Below are 15843 nucleotides of genomic sequence, written 5' to 3' on the forward strand. Positions count from 1 at the left end.
CCCCCTCGGGCCACCCTCAACCGTCAATTGCTGCCATAAGATCGCACAAGAGTCGCACATCTGTACTCAAGGTCATGAGGAGGGAGGCGCGGTGCCCGAGGGACGGGACGCAGAGCAGCACGGACCCCTCGTGCTGTCGGTCGTCATTCCGATGTTCAACGAGGAAGACGTCCTGCCCGCGCTGGTCACCAGGCTCCGTCCGGTCCTCACGGAGCTGGGCGTCCCGCACGAGGTCGTCGCCGTCGACGACGGCAGCGGCGACCGCACGGCGGAGCTGCTGGACGCCTTCCGGCTGGGCTGGCCGGAACTGCGCGTGGTCGCGCTGCGGCGCAACTCCGGCCACCAGGCGGCCCTCACGGCGGGCCTCGACCGGGCCCGCGGCGCCTACGTGGTCAGCCTGGACGCCGACCTCCAGGACCCGCCGGAGAAGATCCCCGACATGCTGGCGCTGGCCCGCGCGGAGGGCCTCGACATCGTCTACGGCGTGCGCGCCGACCGCAGCAGCGACTCCGGGTTCAAGCGGTGGTCGGCGGGGGTGTACTACCGGCTGATGCGGCGCCTGGCGGGCCCCTCGGTACCGGCCCAGGCGGGCGACTTCCGGCTGCTCAGCCGGGCCGCCGTGGACGCCCTCAAGGCCCTGCCCGACCAGCAGCGGGTGTACCGGCTGCTGGTGCCCTGGCTGGGCTTCCCGAGCGGGCAGGTGACGTACGAGCGCGCGCCGCGCACGGCGGGCCGCACGAAGTACCCGCTGGGCCGGATGATCCGGCTGGCGGTGGACAGCGTCACCGGCTTCTCCGCGGCCCCGCTGCGCATCGCCACCTGGCTGGGCGCCGGCGCCTTCGTGGTCTGCCTGGGGCTGCTGGTCTACACGCTGACCGCGTTCGCCCTGGGGCGCACGGTGCCCGGCTGGACCTCGCTGTTCACCGGCATCGTCTTCATCGGCGCCGTACAGCTGGTCTGTGTCGGCCTGCTCGGCGAGTATGTCGGGCGCATATACACGGCGGTGCAGAACCGGCCGACCTATTTCGTCCGCCACGACACGGCGGCACCCGCACCCGCCGACGCGGACCACGAAGCACCCGCCGACGCGGGCCACGACGCGCCGAGCGTCCCACTGCCGCGGGCCTGAGGCGGCCCCTGTTGATCAGGGCGAAGCGGGATGAACCGGGCGGGGACGCCGGTGTCGCCCATTTGTTTTGACCGCAGCGAATGCGCTAGGTACGCTCAGACCTTGTGCCTGGGGTGTGCCCTGGCCCTCGTGCGTGTCTACAGCCGCACCGGGGCCGTGCGTGGCCACCGCATTTCGCGTCTCCTTCCGCCTCGCGGCCGGAGTTCGCGGCTTCGACACACCCGACCGCGTGGGTCGGTGACGTTCCAGGTTAGCTTCACCATTCGGCACACAGAAACCGGAGAAGTAGTGCCTACGATCCAGCAGCTGGTCCGGAAGGGCCGGCAGGACAAGGTCGAGAAGAACAAGACGCCCGCACTCGAGGGTTCGCCCCAGCGCCGTGGCGTCTGCACGCGTGTGTTCACGACCACCCCGAAGAAGCCGAACTCGGCCCTGCGTAAGGTCGCGCGTGTGCGTCTGACCAGTGGGATCGAGGTCACCGCTTACATTCCGGGTGAGGGGCACAACCTGCAGGAGCACTCCATCGTGCTCGTGCGCGGCGGCCGTGTGAAGGACCTGCCGGGTGTTCGCTACAAGATCATCCGCGGTTCGCTTGACACCCAGGGTGTGAAGAACCGCAAGCAGGCCCGCAGCCGCTACGGCGCCAAGAAGGAGAAGTAAGAATGCCTCGTAAGGGCCCCGCCCCGAAGCGCCCGGTCATCATCGACCCGGTCTACGGTTCTCCTCTGGTGACCTCCCTGATCAACAAGGTGCTGCTGAACGGCAAGCGCTCCACCGCCGAGCGCATCGTCTACGGCGCCATGGAGGGCCTGCGCGAGAAGACCGGCAACGACCCGGTCATCACGCTGAAGCGCGCTCTCGAGAACATCAAGCCGACCCTCGAGGTCAAGTCCCGCCGTGTCGGTGGTGCGACCTACCAGGTCCCGATCGAGGTCAAGCCGGGCCGTGCGAACACGCTCGCCCTGCGCTGGCTGGTCGGTTACTCCCGCGCCCGTCGCGAGAAGACCATGACCGAGCGTCTGCTCAACGAGCTCCTCGACGCCTCCAACGGCCTGGGTGCCGCTGTGAAGAAGCGCGAGGACACGCACAAGATGGCCGAGTCCAACAAGGCCTTCGCGCACTACCGCTGGTAGTCGCTACCCACATCGAGACCGAGAGAAGACTGAAGCCTTATGGCTACCACTTCACTTGACCTGGCCAAGGTCCGCAACATCGGGATCATGGCCCACATCGACGCGGGCAAGACGACCACCACCGAGCGGATCCTGTTCTACACCGGCGTCTCGTACAAGATCGGTGAGGTCCACGACGGCGCCGCCACGATGGACTGGATGGAGCAGGAGCAGGAGCGTGGCATCACGATCACGTCTGCTGCGACCACCTGTCACTGGCCGCTCGAGGACAACGACTACACGATCAACATCATCGACACCCCGGGGCACGTCGACTTCACCGTCGAGGTGGAGCGTTCCCTGCGTGTGCTCGACGGTGCCGTGACCGTGTTCGACGGTGTCGCCGGTGTCGAGCCGCAGTCCGAGACGGTGTGGCGTCAGGCCGACCGTTACGGCGTGCCCCGCATCTGCTTCGTGAACAAGCTGGACCGTACCGGCGCCGAGTTCCACCGCTGCGTGGACATGATCTCGGACCGCCTGGGCGCCCAGCCGCTGGTCATGCAGCTCCCGATCGGCGCCGAGGCCGACTTCCAGGGCGTCGTGGACCTGGTCCGCATGAAGGCGCTCGTGTGGTCCGCCGACGCGGCCAAGGGCGAGATGTACGACACCGTCGACATCCCGGCCACGCACACCGAGGCCGCCGAGGAGTGGCGCGGCAAGCTGGTCGAGGCCGTCGCGGAGAACGACGAAGAGGTCATGGAGCTGTTCCTGGAGGGCCAGGAGCCCACCGAGGAGCAGCTGTACGCGGCCATCCGTCGCATCACCATCGCGTCTGGCAAGTCCAGCGACACCACGGTCACCCCGGTGTTCTGCGGCACCGCGTTCAAGAACAAGGGCGTCCAGCCCCTGCTCGACGCGGTCGTGCGCTACCTGCCGACCCCGCTCGACGTCGAGGCCATCGAGGGCCACGACGTCAAGGACCCCGAGGTCGTCGTCAAGCGCAAGCCGTCGGAGGACGAGCCGCTCGCCGCGCTCGCCTTCAAGATCATGAGCGACCCGCACCTCGGCAAGCTCACCTTCGTCCGGGTGTACTCCGGCCGCCTGGTGTCCGGCACCGCGGTGCTGAACTCCGTCAAGGGCCGCAAGGAGCGCATCGGCAAGATCTACCGCATGCACGCCAACAAGCGCGAGGAGATCGAGTCGGTGGGCGCCGGTGACATCGTCGCCGTCATGGGCCTGAAGCAGACCACCACCGGTGAGACGCTGTCCGACGACAAGAGCCCGGTCATCCTGGAGTCCATGGACTTCCCGGCGCCGGTCATCCAGGTCGCCATCGAGCCCAAGTCGAAGGGCGACCAGGAGAAGCTCGGCGTCGCGATCCAGCGCCTGGCCGAGGAGGACCCCTCCTTCCAGGTCCACACCAACGAGGAGACCGGCCAGACCATCATCGGTGGTATGGGCGAGCTGCACCTCGAGGTGCTGGTCGACCGCATGCGCCGTGAGTTCAAGGTCGAGGCCAACGTCGGCAAGCCCCAGGTCGCCTACCGCGAGACGATCCGCAAGACCGTCGAGCGCGTGGACTACACCCACAAGAAGCAGACCGGTGGTACCGGTCAGTTCGCCAAGGTGCAGATCGCGATCGAGCCGATCGAGGGCGGCGACGCCTCGTACGAGTTCGTGAACAAGGTGACCGGTGGCCGCATCCCGAAGGAGTACATCCCTTCGGTGGACGCCGGTGCGCAGGAGGCCATGCAGTTCGGCATCCTGGCCGGCTACGAGATGACGGGCGTCCGCGTCACGCTCATCGACGGTGGCTACCACGAGGTCGACTCCTCCGAGCTCGCCTTCAAGATCGCCGGTTCGCAGGCCTTCAAGGAGGCCGCGCGCAAGGCTTCGCCCGTGCTCCTCGAGCCGATGATGGCCGTCGAGGTCACCACGCCCGAGGACTACATGGGCGACGTCATCGGTGACATCAACTCCCGCCGTGGCCAGATCCAGGCCATGGAGGAGCGGATGGGTGCCCGCGTCGTGAAGGGCCTCGTGCCGCTGTCGGAGATGTTCGGCTACGTCGGAGACCTCCGCAGCAAGACGTCGGGTCGCGCAAGCTACTCGATGCAGTTCGACTCCTACGCCGAGGTTCCCCGGAACGTCGCCGAGGAGATCATCGCGAAGGCCAAGGGCGAGTAACGGGCTACTCCGTTTAACGGACCCCGTTCTCACGCTTTAGGCTTGACCCCGGAGCCTGCATGGGGCATTCCGCCGCGAACCCGGCGGAATGCCCCCGGCACCCGGGCTTTCCAGCAAAGATCACCTGGCGCCGATGAGTAAGGCGTACAGAACCACTCCACAGGAGGACCCCAGTGGCGAAGGCGAAGTTCGAGCGGACTAAGCCGCACGTCAACATCGGCACCATCGGTCACATCGACCACGGTAAGACGACCCTCACGGCCGCCATTACCAAGGTGCTGCACGACGCGTACCCGGACATCAACGAGGCGTCGGCGTTCGACCAGATCGACAAGGCTCCCGAAGAGCGCCAGCGCGGTATCACCATCTCGATCGCGCACGTCGAGTACCAGACCGAGGCGCGTCACTACGCCCACGTCGACTGCCCCGGTCACGCGGACTACATCAAGAACATGATCACGGGTGCCGCGCAGATGGACGGCGCCATCCTCGTGGTCGCCGCCACCGACGGCCCGATGCCGCAGACCAAGGAGCACGTGCTCCTGGCCCGCCAGGTCGGCGTTCCGTACATCGTCGTCGCCCTGAACAAGGCCGACATGGTGGACGACGAGGAGATCCTGGAGCTCGTCGAGCTCGAGGTGCGTGAGCTCCTCTCCGAGTACGAGTTCCCGGGCGACGACGTTCCGGTCGTCAAGGTCTCCGCTCTGAAGGCCCTCGAGGGCGACAAGGAGTGGGGCAACTCGGTCCTCGAGCTCATGAAGGCCGTGGACGAGGCCATCCCGGAGCCCGAGCGCGACGTCGACAAGCCGTTCCTGATGCCGATCGAGGACGTCTTCACCATCACCGGTCGCGGTACGGTCGTCACCGGCCGCATCGAGCGTGGTGTCCTCAAGGTCAACGAGACCGTCGACATCATCGGCATCAAGCAGGAGAAGACCACCACCACGGTCACCGGCATCGAGATGTTCCGGAAGCTCCTCGACGAGGGCCAGGCCGGTGAGAACGTCGGTCTGCTGCTTCGCGGCATCAAGCGCGAGGACGTCGAGCGCGGCCAGGTCATCATCAAGCCGGGCTCGGTCACCCCGCACACCGAGTTCGAGGCCCAGGCCTACATCCTGTCGAAGGACGAGGGTGGCCGTCACACCCCCTTCTTCAACAACTACCGTCCGCAGTTCTACTTCCGTACGACGGACGTGACCGGCGTCGTGACCCTCCCCGAGGGCACCGAGATGGTCATGCCGGGTGACAACACCGAGATGAAGGTGGAGCTCATCCAGCCCGTCGCCATGGAAGAGGGCCTGAAGTTCGCCATCCGCGAGGGTGGCCGGACCGTGGGCGCCGGCCAGGTCACCAAGATCAACAAGTAAGCTCCGCTGCTTGTCGGTCGGCCCGACCTGACCTGGGCTGATGCCTGAAAGGGCCCGTACGACTTCGGTCGTACGGGCCCTTTCGTCATGTGCGGGCCCGGACCGGCCTCCTCTCGGCCGTCTCTCGGCCGTCTCTCGGACGGTGGCCGTGAAGGCGCGGAGTAGGCGCCGTGATCGTCCGGTGGACGGTGCTCTGCCGATGATGGGGCACCAGGGCCGTCGGCGTGGTCCGCGCGAGGTGTCGGGCGGGACGACGGCGCCGCGCCGCACCGTGCCGGTTTCCCAAGCCCACCCGCCGGGCCGGCCCCGTCGGTCCCCGTCCGAGGAAGACTCATGCGACGCACCAGACCTGCTCTTCTCGGCCTGCTGGCCGCCGTCCTGGCCGCCGGATCGCTCGCCGCCCCCGCGAGTGCGGTGAGCGGGACCCCCGTCACCGAGATCCCCGACCCGCCCGTGCCGCCGGCCGGTGAGACCGCCTACGCCTTCACCGCCCGCCTCGACATCGGCGACGGCACCCGCGGCTGCTCGGGCACCCTGGTCGAGTCGCAGTGGGTGCTGACCGCGGCCAGCTGCTTCGCCGAGGATCCGGCCGTGAGCCTGGACGTGCCGGCCGGTGGGCCCCGGTCGGCGACCACCGCCACCGTCGGCCGTGCCGACCTGACCGGCACCGCGGGTGCGGTGCGCGACGTCGTCGAACTCGTTCCCCACCCCGGCCGCGACCTGGTCCTGGCCAGGCTCTCCTCGCGGATCACCAACGTCACCCCGGTCGCGCTGGCCTCCTCGGCCCCGGTCGCGGGCGAGGACCTCCGGGTCACCGGCTACGGCCGTACGGCCGACGCGTGGGCGCCCCTGGAACCGCACGCGGGCGACTTCACCACGGGGACGGTCGGTGCCACCGAGGTCGGCATCACCGGCCGGGACGGCGCCGCGGTCTGCGCCGGTGACGCGGGCGGGCCGGTCCTGCGCGAGACGAGCCAGGGCGCCGAGCTGGTCGCGGTCAGCAGCCGTTCCGCACAGGGCGGCTGCTTCGGCACGGACGAGAACGTCACGAGCACCGACGCCGTCAGCACCCGGGTGGACGACATCACCTCCTGGATCGGCGTCCAGGTCGCCCGGTGGGCCCTGAAGGCGAACGTGAACGGCAAGTACGTGTCGACCGAGCTGAACGCCACCGGCGACCAGGCGGGCAAGCTGCGGGCGCGCAGTGACACGAAGTACGGCTGGGAGCAGTTCACCCTGCACACCCGGGACGGCGGGACGACGGTGGCGCTGCGCTCCGAGGCCAACGGCCTGTACGTCAGCGTCGAGAAGAACATGACCGGCGACCACACGGGCATGCTCCGCGCCCGCACCGAAACCCCCTACAGCTGGGAGATGTTCACCCTGGTGCCCCAGGGGAGCCTGGGATACGCGCTGAAGTCGGAGCTCACCGGCAAGTACGTCACGGTGGAGGCCAACTTCACCGGGCAGGACGAGGGCCTGCTGCGGGCCCGCAGCGACAGCGTCGCCGGCTGGGAGCGCTTCACGCTGACGCACGCCGACAACTACCGGGTCGTGGGTGCGGACCCGGCCGCCCCGGCTCCGCTGCCGCTGGACTGACCCGCCCGTCCCTCGCCTCCACGGGACCGGCGGCGCCGCTCAGGTGCGTGATCCGCCGCGGGCCGCCGGTTCCCGCTCGTGGTGTTCCCGCACCGTACGGGTCCGGCCGAGGGCGGTGAGGGCACGGCCCACGTCGTGCAGCAGGTGTCCGGCCCCGACGGCGTCGCCGGAACCGCGGCACATCTCCAGCGCCTCGGTGAGGGCGGCCAGCGCCTGCTCCGCGTCCCCCCGCTCCAGCAGCAGCCGGCCCGACCGGTGCAGGGTCCGGGCCAGGCCGATCGTGTGGCCGAGCGACGTGTAGATCCGCGCCGCCTCGTCCAGCTGCCGCCGGGCGGCGTCCTCGCGGCCCTCGTGCAGCAGGACACGGGTGCTCCCGGTGAGCACGCTCGCCCGGCCCACCGGGTCGTCGCACGCCGCGAAGTCCTCCAAGGCCCGCGCGTACAGCTCCCCGGCGGTGGCGTAGTCGCCCTCCCGCCGGGCGAGGAGCGCGAGGTCCCGGCGGCACAGGGCCCGGCCCCGGGGATCGTCGCAGACCAGGAAGAGACCCAGCGCCGACTCCAGGAGGTTCCGGGCGGAGGCGGCCTGCCGCCGGCGCAGGTGGAGCGCCCCGAGACCGGCGCGCACCGCCGCGGTGCCGCGCAGGTTGCCCGCCCGGGTCACCGCCTCCAGCGCCCGCAGGTGGGTGCGCTCCCACAGGTCGTGGTGGCCGCGCACCTCGAACAGGGTGACCAGGGTGGCCGCCAGGTCCCAGCTCAGCTCGTGCAGCCCCTCGTCCGCCGCGTGCTCCACCATCCCGCACAGGGCGTCGCGTTCCGCGTCCAGCCAGGCCACGGGGTCGGTCAGCAGCCGGTCCACGTACGGCTTCGGCGGAGACCAGCGAAGGGCGTCGCCGTGCAGCACGGTGAAGTCGCCGCCGTGCACCCGGCGGTGGGCCTCCCGCGCCAGGTGCAGCCATCCGCCGCCCATCCGGGCCAGGGCCGCGCCGCGCGGCTCGGCACCGTCCCGGGCGGCGAGCAGCTCTCCGGCGTAGACGCGGGTGAGCTCGTGGAACCGGTAGCGGAAGTCACCCGAGCCGTCGACCCCGGCGACGTCCAGCAGACGGGCGCCGACCAGGGGGTCGAGGAGGTCGGTGAGGCACGGGCGGTGGTCGTCGGCGAGGGCCCCGGCCAGCCAGCCGGGGAGGGTGGGGGTCCGGGCCATGCCGAGCAGCCGCAGCAGCCGCCGGTCCTTGTCCTCCAGTGCGTCGTACGCCGACGACAGGCTGCCCCGCACGGTGAGTCCGCCGTGGGCCAGCTCGTCGAGGCGGCGCCGTTCGTCGGCCAGCCGGTCGACCATGGAGGCCAGCGTCCAGTGGGGGCGGGCAGCCAGCCGGGCGGCGACGATGCGCAGCGCGAGGGGGAGCCGCCCCACCGCGCGGACGAGGGCCTCGGCCGCGGGCCGTTCCCGGTCCACCCGCGGCCGGCCCACCACGCGGGCCAGCAGTTCCAGCGCACGGTCCTCGTCGAGGACGTCGAGTTCGACCCGGTGCGCGCCGGGCAGCGCGGTCAGCCCTGACCGGCTCGTGACGACGACCCGGCACGGTCCGCTGCCGGGCAGCAGCGGCAGGACCTGGCCCTCGCCCGCGGCGTCGTCCAGCACGACCAGGACGCGGCGGGAGGCGATCCGCGTGCGGTACAACTCGGCGCGTTCGTCCGCGGACTCGGGTATCAGCCCGCCGGGAACGCCGAGCGCCCGCAGGAACCGGCCGAGCACCTCGGCGGGAGTCGCGGGGGAGCCGGTGGTGCCGCGCAGGTCGCAGTAGAGCTGGCCGTCGGGGAAGGCCGTCGCGGCCAGGCGGTGGGCCAGGCGCACGGCCGTGGCCGACTTGCCGGTGCCCGGCCTCCCGGTGATCACGACCGGCCCGGCGTTCGTCCCCGTCCCGTTCGTCCCCGTCCCGTCGCCGCCGGTCAGGACGTCTTCCAGCAGGGTGGGCCGACCGGGTCCGGACACGAAGTCGGGCACGTCCGCGGGAAGCTGGCGAGGCACGACGGGGCCGGGTCCGGGCGGGTCCGAACCGGCGTCCGCGGCGGGGTCCGAGCCGGTGTCCGGCGGTCGCGGTGCGGGTGCCGCGGCGCTCCCGGCGGGGACGTCGGGCACGTCCGGCGCGGCGCCGGGGGAGAGGCGGTCGGCCAGGACGGCGGCCTCCAGCTCCCTGAGTTCGGCCCCGGGCTCCAGCCCCAGCTCCCGGATCAGCAGATCCCGGCCCAGGCGGTAGGTCCGCAGGGCCTCGGCCCGTCTCCCGGAGCGGTACAGGGACGTCATCAGCTGTCCCCGCAGCCTCTCCCGCAGCGGGTGCTCGCCGACCAGCATCTCCAGTTCCCCGACCAGGTGTTCGTGCCGGTCGAGGTCCAGCTCCAGCTGGATGCGGAGTTCCGTGGCGGTCAGCCGCTCCTCGTCCAGGTGGCGGGTCCGGTGGGCCAGCCGCTGGTTGCCCAGGCCGCTGAGGCAGTCGCCCTGCCAGAGCGCCGCGGCCGTGCGCAGCCGCCCCACCGCCTCATCCCGGCGGCCCTGCCCACCGAGCCGTCTCGCCTCGGCCACGAGGGCGGTGAAGAGTACGGCGTCCACGTTGCCGGGCTCCGTGGTGAGGACGTAGCCGGAGGGCCGAGTGGCGATCGTCGCGGGGTGGGCCGCCCGGCCGAGGAGCGTACGCAGCCGGGAGACGCAGATCTGCACCTGCGCGCGAGCCGTCTTCGGCGGGGTGTCGCCCCACAGGAGATCCACCAGGTGGTCCGTGCCCACCACCTGGTTGGCACGCAGGAGCAGGGCGGCGAGGATGACCTGCTGCCGTCCCGGCGTCACGTGGAGCGGGCCGTCGGGTCCGTGCACCTGGAGCGGACCGAGAAGGGTGAGGCAGGGGCGCTCGGCCTCCGAGGCCGTTTCCGGTGATTCCCCGATCACACATTCCCCCCACGCTTCCCGCGTCACTTTTGAGCGACCGTCCGTTCGATCACTGCTTTCCCTGTCCCCGTACCTCGGCGCATATGCCGAAACGCCGGGGGGAACTCGATGGCCCGACGGGGTTTCCCGAGTGTTCACCTCCCCCCGCCTTCCCCCGCTGCTCCCGGCGTGCTCCGCGCCGGCGCAGCGCCATCGCGGCCGGGACGACCGAGGCGGTGGTCGCGAGCACCGCGCAGACACCCGCGACGGCGCCGAGGGCCGCCCACGGCAGTACCGGTGCGACGGGCACCGAGAGAAGGGCGAGCGCCGCCCACATCCCGGCCAGGTCGAGTCCGGCGACGGCCAGGCCCAGCAGGGCGCCGACCGCGACCACCGTCAGGGACTCGGCGGCCACCAGGCGCAGCACCTGCCCGTCGGTGGCCCCGGCGAGGCGCAGGACCGCCTGCTCGCGGACCCGGGCGGGCGCCGCCATCAGCACGGTGTTGACCACCGAGATCCCCGTGTAGAGCAGCGCGATGCCGAGGACCAGGAGGAGGCCCGTCCGCGTCGCGCCCTCGGAACCCGGGGACGCCGCGTCGGCCCACGCCTGCCCGCTCGACACCCGCCCGCCGGACGGCGCCACCGCCGCCCGCAGCCCGGCGGCCACCGCGTCCGGGTCGGCGCCGTCGGCGAGCGCCACGTCCACCCGGTCGACGGGGGCCCCGGCGGCGTTGGCCGCGGTGACGTAGACGCCGTTGTCACCGGTGCCGGTGTCCAGCACCGCGGCGACGCGCAGCACCCGCTCGGTGCCGTCCCCGAGCCAGACCCGCACGCTCCGGCCGACCGTGTGCTCCTGCCACTCCTCGTTCACGATGATCGAGTGGTCGTCGAGGTCGGCGACCCGGCCCCGCGCCACCGGGAGCCGGGCGGTCGCCGCGAGGGCCCCGGGGTCGTCGACGGCGCGCGCGTCGGACCGGACGAGGGCCACGCCGTCCTCCAGGACGTACACGTCGCCCGCCGCGCTCGGCGAGATCCGCGCCCCGGGCACCGCGCGCAGGCGGTCCAGCGCCGCCGTGTCGAAGCCCGCGCCGGACGGCGCCGCGGCCACGAAGGCCGCGGTGGTCCGTGCCCGGGTCTCGGCGGCCTTCGCCCCGTCCAGCGTCTCGACGGCGCCGAGCAGGGAGCCCGTGAGCGCGACCGTGACCAGCACGGGCGCCGCGAGGGCCGCGGTGCGGCGGACACCGGTAGCGGCGTTCTCCCGGACCAGCAGGCCCGTGGCGCCCGGCAGGCGGGCCGGCAGCCGGGTGAGCAGCCGCGTCAGCGGGCGCACCACGACCGGCGCGAGCAGCGCGGCCGCGGTGATCAGCAGCATCGGCCGGGTGACGTAGGTCTTGCGGTGCAGCAGGTCCCCGGGGTCGTCCGCCAGGGCGAGGACGAGCGTCACCAGCGAGGTCAGCAACAGCGCCGCCCCGTACAGCCACCGCCCCCGGGTCATCGCCCCGGTGTCCGCCGCCGCCTCCCGCAGCGCTTCGACGGGGCCGGTGCGCCCCGCCCGCCAGGACGCGGCGACCGCCCCGCACAGGGCGACCAGGAGCCCGGTCCAGAAGGCGAGATGATACGGCCAGGTGTGGTCGCCCAGGGTGAACCAGGCCGGGGCCAGGCCCTCGCCGACGACCAGGTCGGTCAGCGGCGGCGCCCCGTACGCGCCCAGCACGCAGCCCGTGCCGGAGGCGAGTACGCCGACCACCGCGGCCTCGGCGAGCACCGCCCGCCGCAGCTGCCCCGGCGTCGCGCCCGCGGTGCGCAGCAGCCCGAACTCCCGGCGGCGCTGGGCGACCGCGAAGGCGAAGGTGGAGGACACGACGAACACCGACACGAAGGCGGAGACGCCGCCGGCCGTGCCGAACAGCGCGTTGAGGGCGGTCAGTGCCTCCTCGTCCCGGTGCGGGTCGGCGTCCGCGTACCGCCGCTCGGTGCCGGTGAGCACCCGGACGCCCGCACCGTCCGGCACCCCGTCCCGTCCGGCCTCGCGCACCCCGTCCCGTACGGCCTCCCGCACCGCGTCCCGTACGGCGGAAGCCTCCGCGTCCACCGCCAACTGCACACTGAGCGGGGCGAGTTCGGCAGCCCGTGCGTCGGTGAAGAAGACGGCGTCCTCGAAGCCGAGGCCGGGTGCGGTCCCCACCACCCGCAGGGTGCCCCGGTCGGTGCGCACCCGCTCGCCCGGCGCGGCCCAGTCACCGGTGACGACCACCTCGTCGGCGGCGCGGGGCACGCGACCGGCGTCGATCCGGTACGGGGCGAACGCGGCGGTGGACCAGGGGTGGCCGACCAGCCCGCCGGGCCCGCGCCCGCCGCTCACGCGAACCGGGAAGGACCGGTCCGCGACGACGGTGCCGAGCCGCTCCAGCCGGGCCACGACCGGCCCCGGCACCGGACGAGCCCGCGCCAGTTCCGCCGTACGGTCACCGGCGGGCGTCGGCACCCGCAGGGTGTCCTGCCCCCGGACCACCACGGGCGCCGCGGCGAAGCGTTGCGGTGCCTGGCCGGGCGCGTCCAGCGAGGCCGCCAGGGCCCGTCCCGTCACGGTCAGCAGCGCGACGCCCAGCGCCAACGCGACGAAGCTCCCGGTGAAGGCGACCCAGCGGGTGCGCAGCGTGCACAGGGCGACGGTCAGCACGGCGCGGCCTCCAGGCGGGTCATGCGGGTGGCGATGGCGTCCGGTGCGGCGCCGGTCAGTTCGTCGTGGACGCGGCCGTCGACGAGGAACAGCACGCGGTCGGCGTAGGAGGCGGCCACCGGGTCGTGGGTGACCATGACGACCGTCCGGCCCTCGCCGTCGGCCGTGGCGCGCAGCAGGGCCAGCACCTCCCGGCCGGCGCGCGAGTCCAGCGCCCCCGTCGGCTCGTCGGCGAACAGCACCTCCGGGCGGGTGATCAGCGCGCGGGCCAGGGCGACGCGTTGCTGCTGGCCGCCGGACAGCTCGGTCGGCCGGTGCCCGGCGCGGTCGGCCAGACCGACCTGGCGCAGCGCCTCGCGCACCCGGCCCCTCGGCGGGCGGCGTCCGGCCAACCTCAGGGGGAGCGCCACGTTCTGCGCGGCGGTCAGCGACGGCAGCAGGTTGAACGCCTGGAAGACGAAGCCGACGCGTTCCCGGCGCAGCAGGGTCAGCCGCCGACCGCTCAGCCCCGTCAGCTCCGTGCCGCCGACGACCACCGATCCCGACGTGGGCCGGTCCAGTCCGGCGGCGCACTGGAGCAGGGTCGACTTGCCCGAGCCCGAGGGGCCCATGACGGCGGTGAAGCTGCCGCGGCGGAAGGCGAGGGACACGTCGTCGAGGGCGGTCACGGTGCTGTCGCCCGCGCCGTACCGTCTGCTGACGGAACTCAGTCGGATCGCGTCGTCGCTGGTCATCAGTCTCCACTTCCCGATGCTCAAGCTGTTCGAGCTGTTCGATGGGGTGCCCGGTGCGCCAACGAAACCGTGCGGGGCGGCACCGGCGCAGTGCGGCAGGGGCTAGAGCGGGGGTATGGCCTGCCCTACCTCCGTTGCTCCGCCTGGGCCGATGGCCGCGCCGCCCGGCGCGGTCCTACGGTGAGCCGCATGCGCTCACGCACCCTGTGGCAGGCCTTGTCCGCCCGCCGCTATCTGCTCTCCGCCTGGCCGTGGCGGGCGACCGCCTACCTGGTGACCGGGGCGGTGGCCGGCGCCGCGACCCTGGTGGGGCTCGCGCTCGCCCTCGTCGTCGGGGGTGCGCTCACCGTGGTGCTGGTGGGGCTGCCGCTGCTGGTGCTCACCGCCCTCGCCGGTATCCCGCTGGCCCGCCTGGAGCGGCAGCGGCTGCGCCTGGTCGACCGCGCTCCCGCCCCCGCCCGGCCGGTACGGCAGCCGCCCGCCACCGGGCCGTGGCCCTGGCTGATCACCCGGCTGCGCGAGCGGGCGACCTGGCGGGAGCTGGGCCACGCGCTGCTGTTCGCCCTCGTCCTGTGGCCGCTGGACGCGCTGGTCGTCGCCCTCGCCCTGGCGGCACCCCTCCATCTCGCCGCCACCCCGCTGGTGATGGCCGTGTTCGGCGGCGGCGAGGAGGCGAAGGTGCTCAAGCAGTGGACGGTCACCACCTGGCCGGCCGCGTCCGGCGTCGCCGCGCTCGGGCTGCTGCTCCTCGCCCTGGGCGGCTACGCGCTGGGCCTGGCGGCGGGCGTGCGGGCCGAGCTGGCCCGGGTGCTCGTGGGCGCCCCGGGCGAGGGCGATCCGGAGGCCAGGGTCGTCGAACTCACCCGCTCACGGGCCCGGTTGGTGGACGCCTTCGAGGCCGAGCGGCGCCGTATCGAACGCGACCTGCACGACGGTGCCCAGCAGCGCCTGGTCGCCCTGACGATGGCCCTCGGCCTGGCCCGCCTGGACGTGCCGCCCGGTCCGCTGGCCGACCAGCTGGCCAAGGCGCACGGGGAGGCGGGCCGGGCCCTGGAGGAACTGCGCGAGCTGATCCACGGCATCCACCCCAAGGTCCTCGCCGACTACGGCCTGCCCGCGGCGGTCGCCGACGCCGCCGACCGCTCCGCCGTCCCCGTCGACGTCGCCCTGGAACTGCCCGGACGGCTGCCCCGGGCGGTGGAGGCCGCCGCCTACTTCGTGGTCTGCGAGGCCCTCGCCAACGTCGGCAGGCACAGCGGCGCCGACCGCGCGGAGGTGACCGGCGGCCACCGCGACGGACGGCTCCTGCTCCGCGTCCGCGACGACGGCCGGGGCGGGGCCGACGCCGCGGCGGGCAGCGGGCTGACCGGACTCGCAGACCGGGTGTCGGTCCTGGATGGCAGACTCTCCCTGTCCAGCCCGCCGGGCGGACCGACCCTGCTGAGCGTGGAGATTCCTTGCGAGTGGACCGAACGCTTCGCGTAGTGCTCGCCGAGGACAGCGTGCTGCTGCGGGACGGCCTGACCGGCCTGCTGGCCCGCTTCGGCCACGAGGTCGTGGCGGCCGTCGGCGACGCGGAGGCACTCGTCGCCGCGGTCACGGAGCACGTCCCGGACGTCGTCGTCACCGACGTGCGCATGCCGCCCGGCTTCCAGGACGAGGGCCTGCACGCGGCCGTGCGGCTGCGCGAGGAGCGGCCCACCCTGCCCGTGCTAGTCCTCAGCCAGTACGTGCAACGGGCCTACGCGGCCGAGCTGCTGGACTCCGGCGACGGCACCGGCGTCGGCTATCTGCTCAAGGACCGCGTCGGCCAGGTCGAGGAGTTCGTGGACGCGCTGGCCGAGGTCGCGGACGGCGGCACGGTCGTCGACCCGGAGGTGGTACGCCAGTTGCTGCGCCGCCGCCGGGACCCGCTGGAGCGGCTCAGCCCGCGCGAGCGGGAGGTGCTGGCCCTGATCGCGGAGGGCCGGTCCAACGCGGCGATCGCCCGTCAACTCGTCGTCTCCGAGGCGGCCGTGGGCAAGCACATCGGCAGCATCCTCGCCAAGCTCGACCTGCCCCCGGCGACCGAGACGCACCGCAGGGTGCTGGCAGTGCTGACGTATCTGCGGGGCTGACG

Annotated in this window: 11 protein-coding genes; 8 read left to right on the forward strand and 3 right to left on the reverse strand. The window is 72.7% G+C overall.

Annotation, left to right across the window (positions count from 1 at the left end; all coding sequences use genetic code 11):
* Window positions 1-91 precede the first annotated feature (91 nt).
* The 6 genes from ACH4D3_RS16030 (at window position 92) to ACH4D3_RS16055 (ending at window position 7394) form a co-directional block, all read left to right on the forward strand.
* The gene (locus tag ACH4D3_RS16030) at window positions 92-1129 is read left to right on the forward strand and encodes a glycosyltransferase family 2 protein (protein WP_398322177.1); all 1038 of its coding nucleotides are present in this window, start codon (window positions 92-94) and stop codon (window positions 1127-1129) included.
* Window positions 1130-1417: 288 nt separating this feature from the next.
* Window positions 1418-1789, forward strand: coding sequence for a 30S ribosomal protein S12 (rpsL, locus tag ACH4D3_RS16035; RefSeq protein ID WP_003948652.1), 372 nt, complete (start codon window positions 1418-1420; stop codon window positions 1787-1789).
* A gap of 2 nt (window positions 1790-1791) precedes the next feature.
* Window positions 1792-2262 (forward strand): 30S ribosomal protein S7, encoded by a 471-nt coding sequence (rpsG, locus tag ACH4D3_RS16040; RefSeq protein ID WP_003974303.1) that lies wholly within the window; start codon window positions 1792-1794, stop codon window positions 2260-2262.
* 39 nt (window positions 2263-2301) lie between these two features.
* Window positions 2302-4428: an elongation factor G gene (gene fusA, locus ACH4D3_RS16045; RefSeq protein ID WP_398322180.1), complete on the forward strand. Its 2127-nt coding sequence runs from the start codon at window positions 2302-2304 to the stop codon at window positions 4426-4428.
* A gap of 173 nt (window positions 4429-4601) precedes the next feature.
* Window positions 4602-5795, forward strand: coding sequence for an elongation factor Tu (tuf, locus tag ACH4D3_RS16050; RefSeq protein ID WP_159329772.1), 1194 nt, complete (start codon window positions 4602-4604; stop codon window positions 5793-5795).
* A gap of 333 nt (window positions 5796-6128) precedes the next feature.
* Window positions 6129-7394 (forward strand): trypsin-like serine protease, encoded by a 1266-nt coding sequence (locus tag ACH4D3_RS16055; RefSeq protein WP_398322184.1) that lies wholly within the window; start codon window positions 6129-6131, stop codon window positions 7392-7394.
* Window positions 7395-7433: 39 nt separating this feature from the next.
* On the opposite strand, the gene ACH4D3_RS16060 is transcribed toward ACH4D3_RS16055, so the two are convergent.
* From ACH4D3_RS16060 to ACH4D3_RS16070, 3 genes are read right to left on the reverse strand one after another with little or no spacing between them, the layout of a single operon-like run.
* Complete coding sequence (locus ACH4D3_RS16060) at window positions 7434-10331, reverse strand: AfsR/SARP family transcriptional regulator (RefSeq protein ID WP_398322187.1); 2898 nt, start codon at window positions 10329-10331, stop codon at window positions 7434-7436.
* A 49-nt stretch (window positions 10332-10380) separates the two neighbouring features.
* Window positions 10381-12990, reverse strand: a complete 2610-nt coding sequence (locus ACH4D3_RS16065; RefSeq protein ID WP_398322190.1) for an FtsX-like permease family protein — start codon at window positions 12988-12990, stop codon at window positions 10381-10383.
* A complete protein-coding gene (locus tag ACH4D3_RS16070) occupies window positions 12984-13724 on the reverse strand; it encodes an ABC transporter ATP-binding protein (protein ID WP_398322193.1) in 741 nt (246 codons plus the stop codon). The genes ACH4D3_RS16065 and ACH4D3_RS16070 overlap by 7 nt, the downstream gene beginning before the upstream one ends.
* 189 nt (window positions 13725-13913) lie before the next feature.
* Here ACH4D3_RS16070 and ACH4D3_RS16075 point away from each other — a divergent pair, with 189 nt between their 5' ends.
* Complete coding sequence (locus ACH4D3_RS16075; RefSeq protein WP_398322196.1) at window positions 13914-15209, forward strand: sensor histidine kinase; 1296 nt, start codon at window positions 13914-13916, stop codon at window positions 15207-15209.
* Complete coding sequence (locus ACH4D3_RS16080) at window positions 15182-15841, forward strand: response regulator transcription factor (RefSeq protein WP_308434112.1); 660 nt, start codon at window positions 15182-15184, stop codon at window positions 15839-15841. Before ACH4D3_RS16075 ends, ACH4D3_RS16080 begins: the two co-directional genes overlap by 28 nt.
* Window positions 15842-15843 lie beyond the last annotated feature (2 nt).

Origin of the sequence: Streptomyces sp. NPDC018026 (assembly GCF_044327745.1) — a bacterium.
Lineage (GTDB): Bacteria > Actinomycetota > Actinomycetes > Streptomycetales > Streptomycetaceae > Streptomyces > Streptomyces rubrogriseus.

Excerpts from the sequence above, each read along its gene's own strand:
- rpsG (WP_003974303.1), top strand. The coding sequence starts at position 1,792 with ATGCCTCGTAAGGGCCCCGCCCCGAAGCGCCCGGTCATCATCGACCCG.
- ACH4D3_RS16075 (WP_398322196.1), top strand. The coding sequence starts at position 13,914 with ATGCGCTCACGCACCCTGTGGCAGGCCTTGTCCGCCCGCCGCTATCTG.
- ACH4D3_RS16070 (WP_398322193.1), bottom strand. The coding sequence starts at position 13,724 with ATGACCAGCGACGACGCGATCCGACTGAGTTCCGTCAGCAGACGGTAC.
- fusA (WP_398322180.1), top strand. The coding sequence starts at position 2,302 with ATGGCTACCACTTCACTTGACCTGGCCAAGGTCCGCAACATCGGGATC.
- ACH4D3_RS16055 (WP_398322184.1), top strand. The coding sequence starts at position 6,129 with ATGCGACGCACCAGACCTGCTCTTCTCGGCCTGCTGGCCGCCGTCCTG.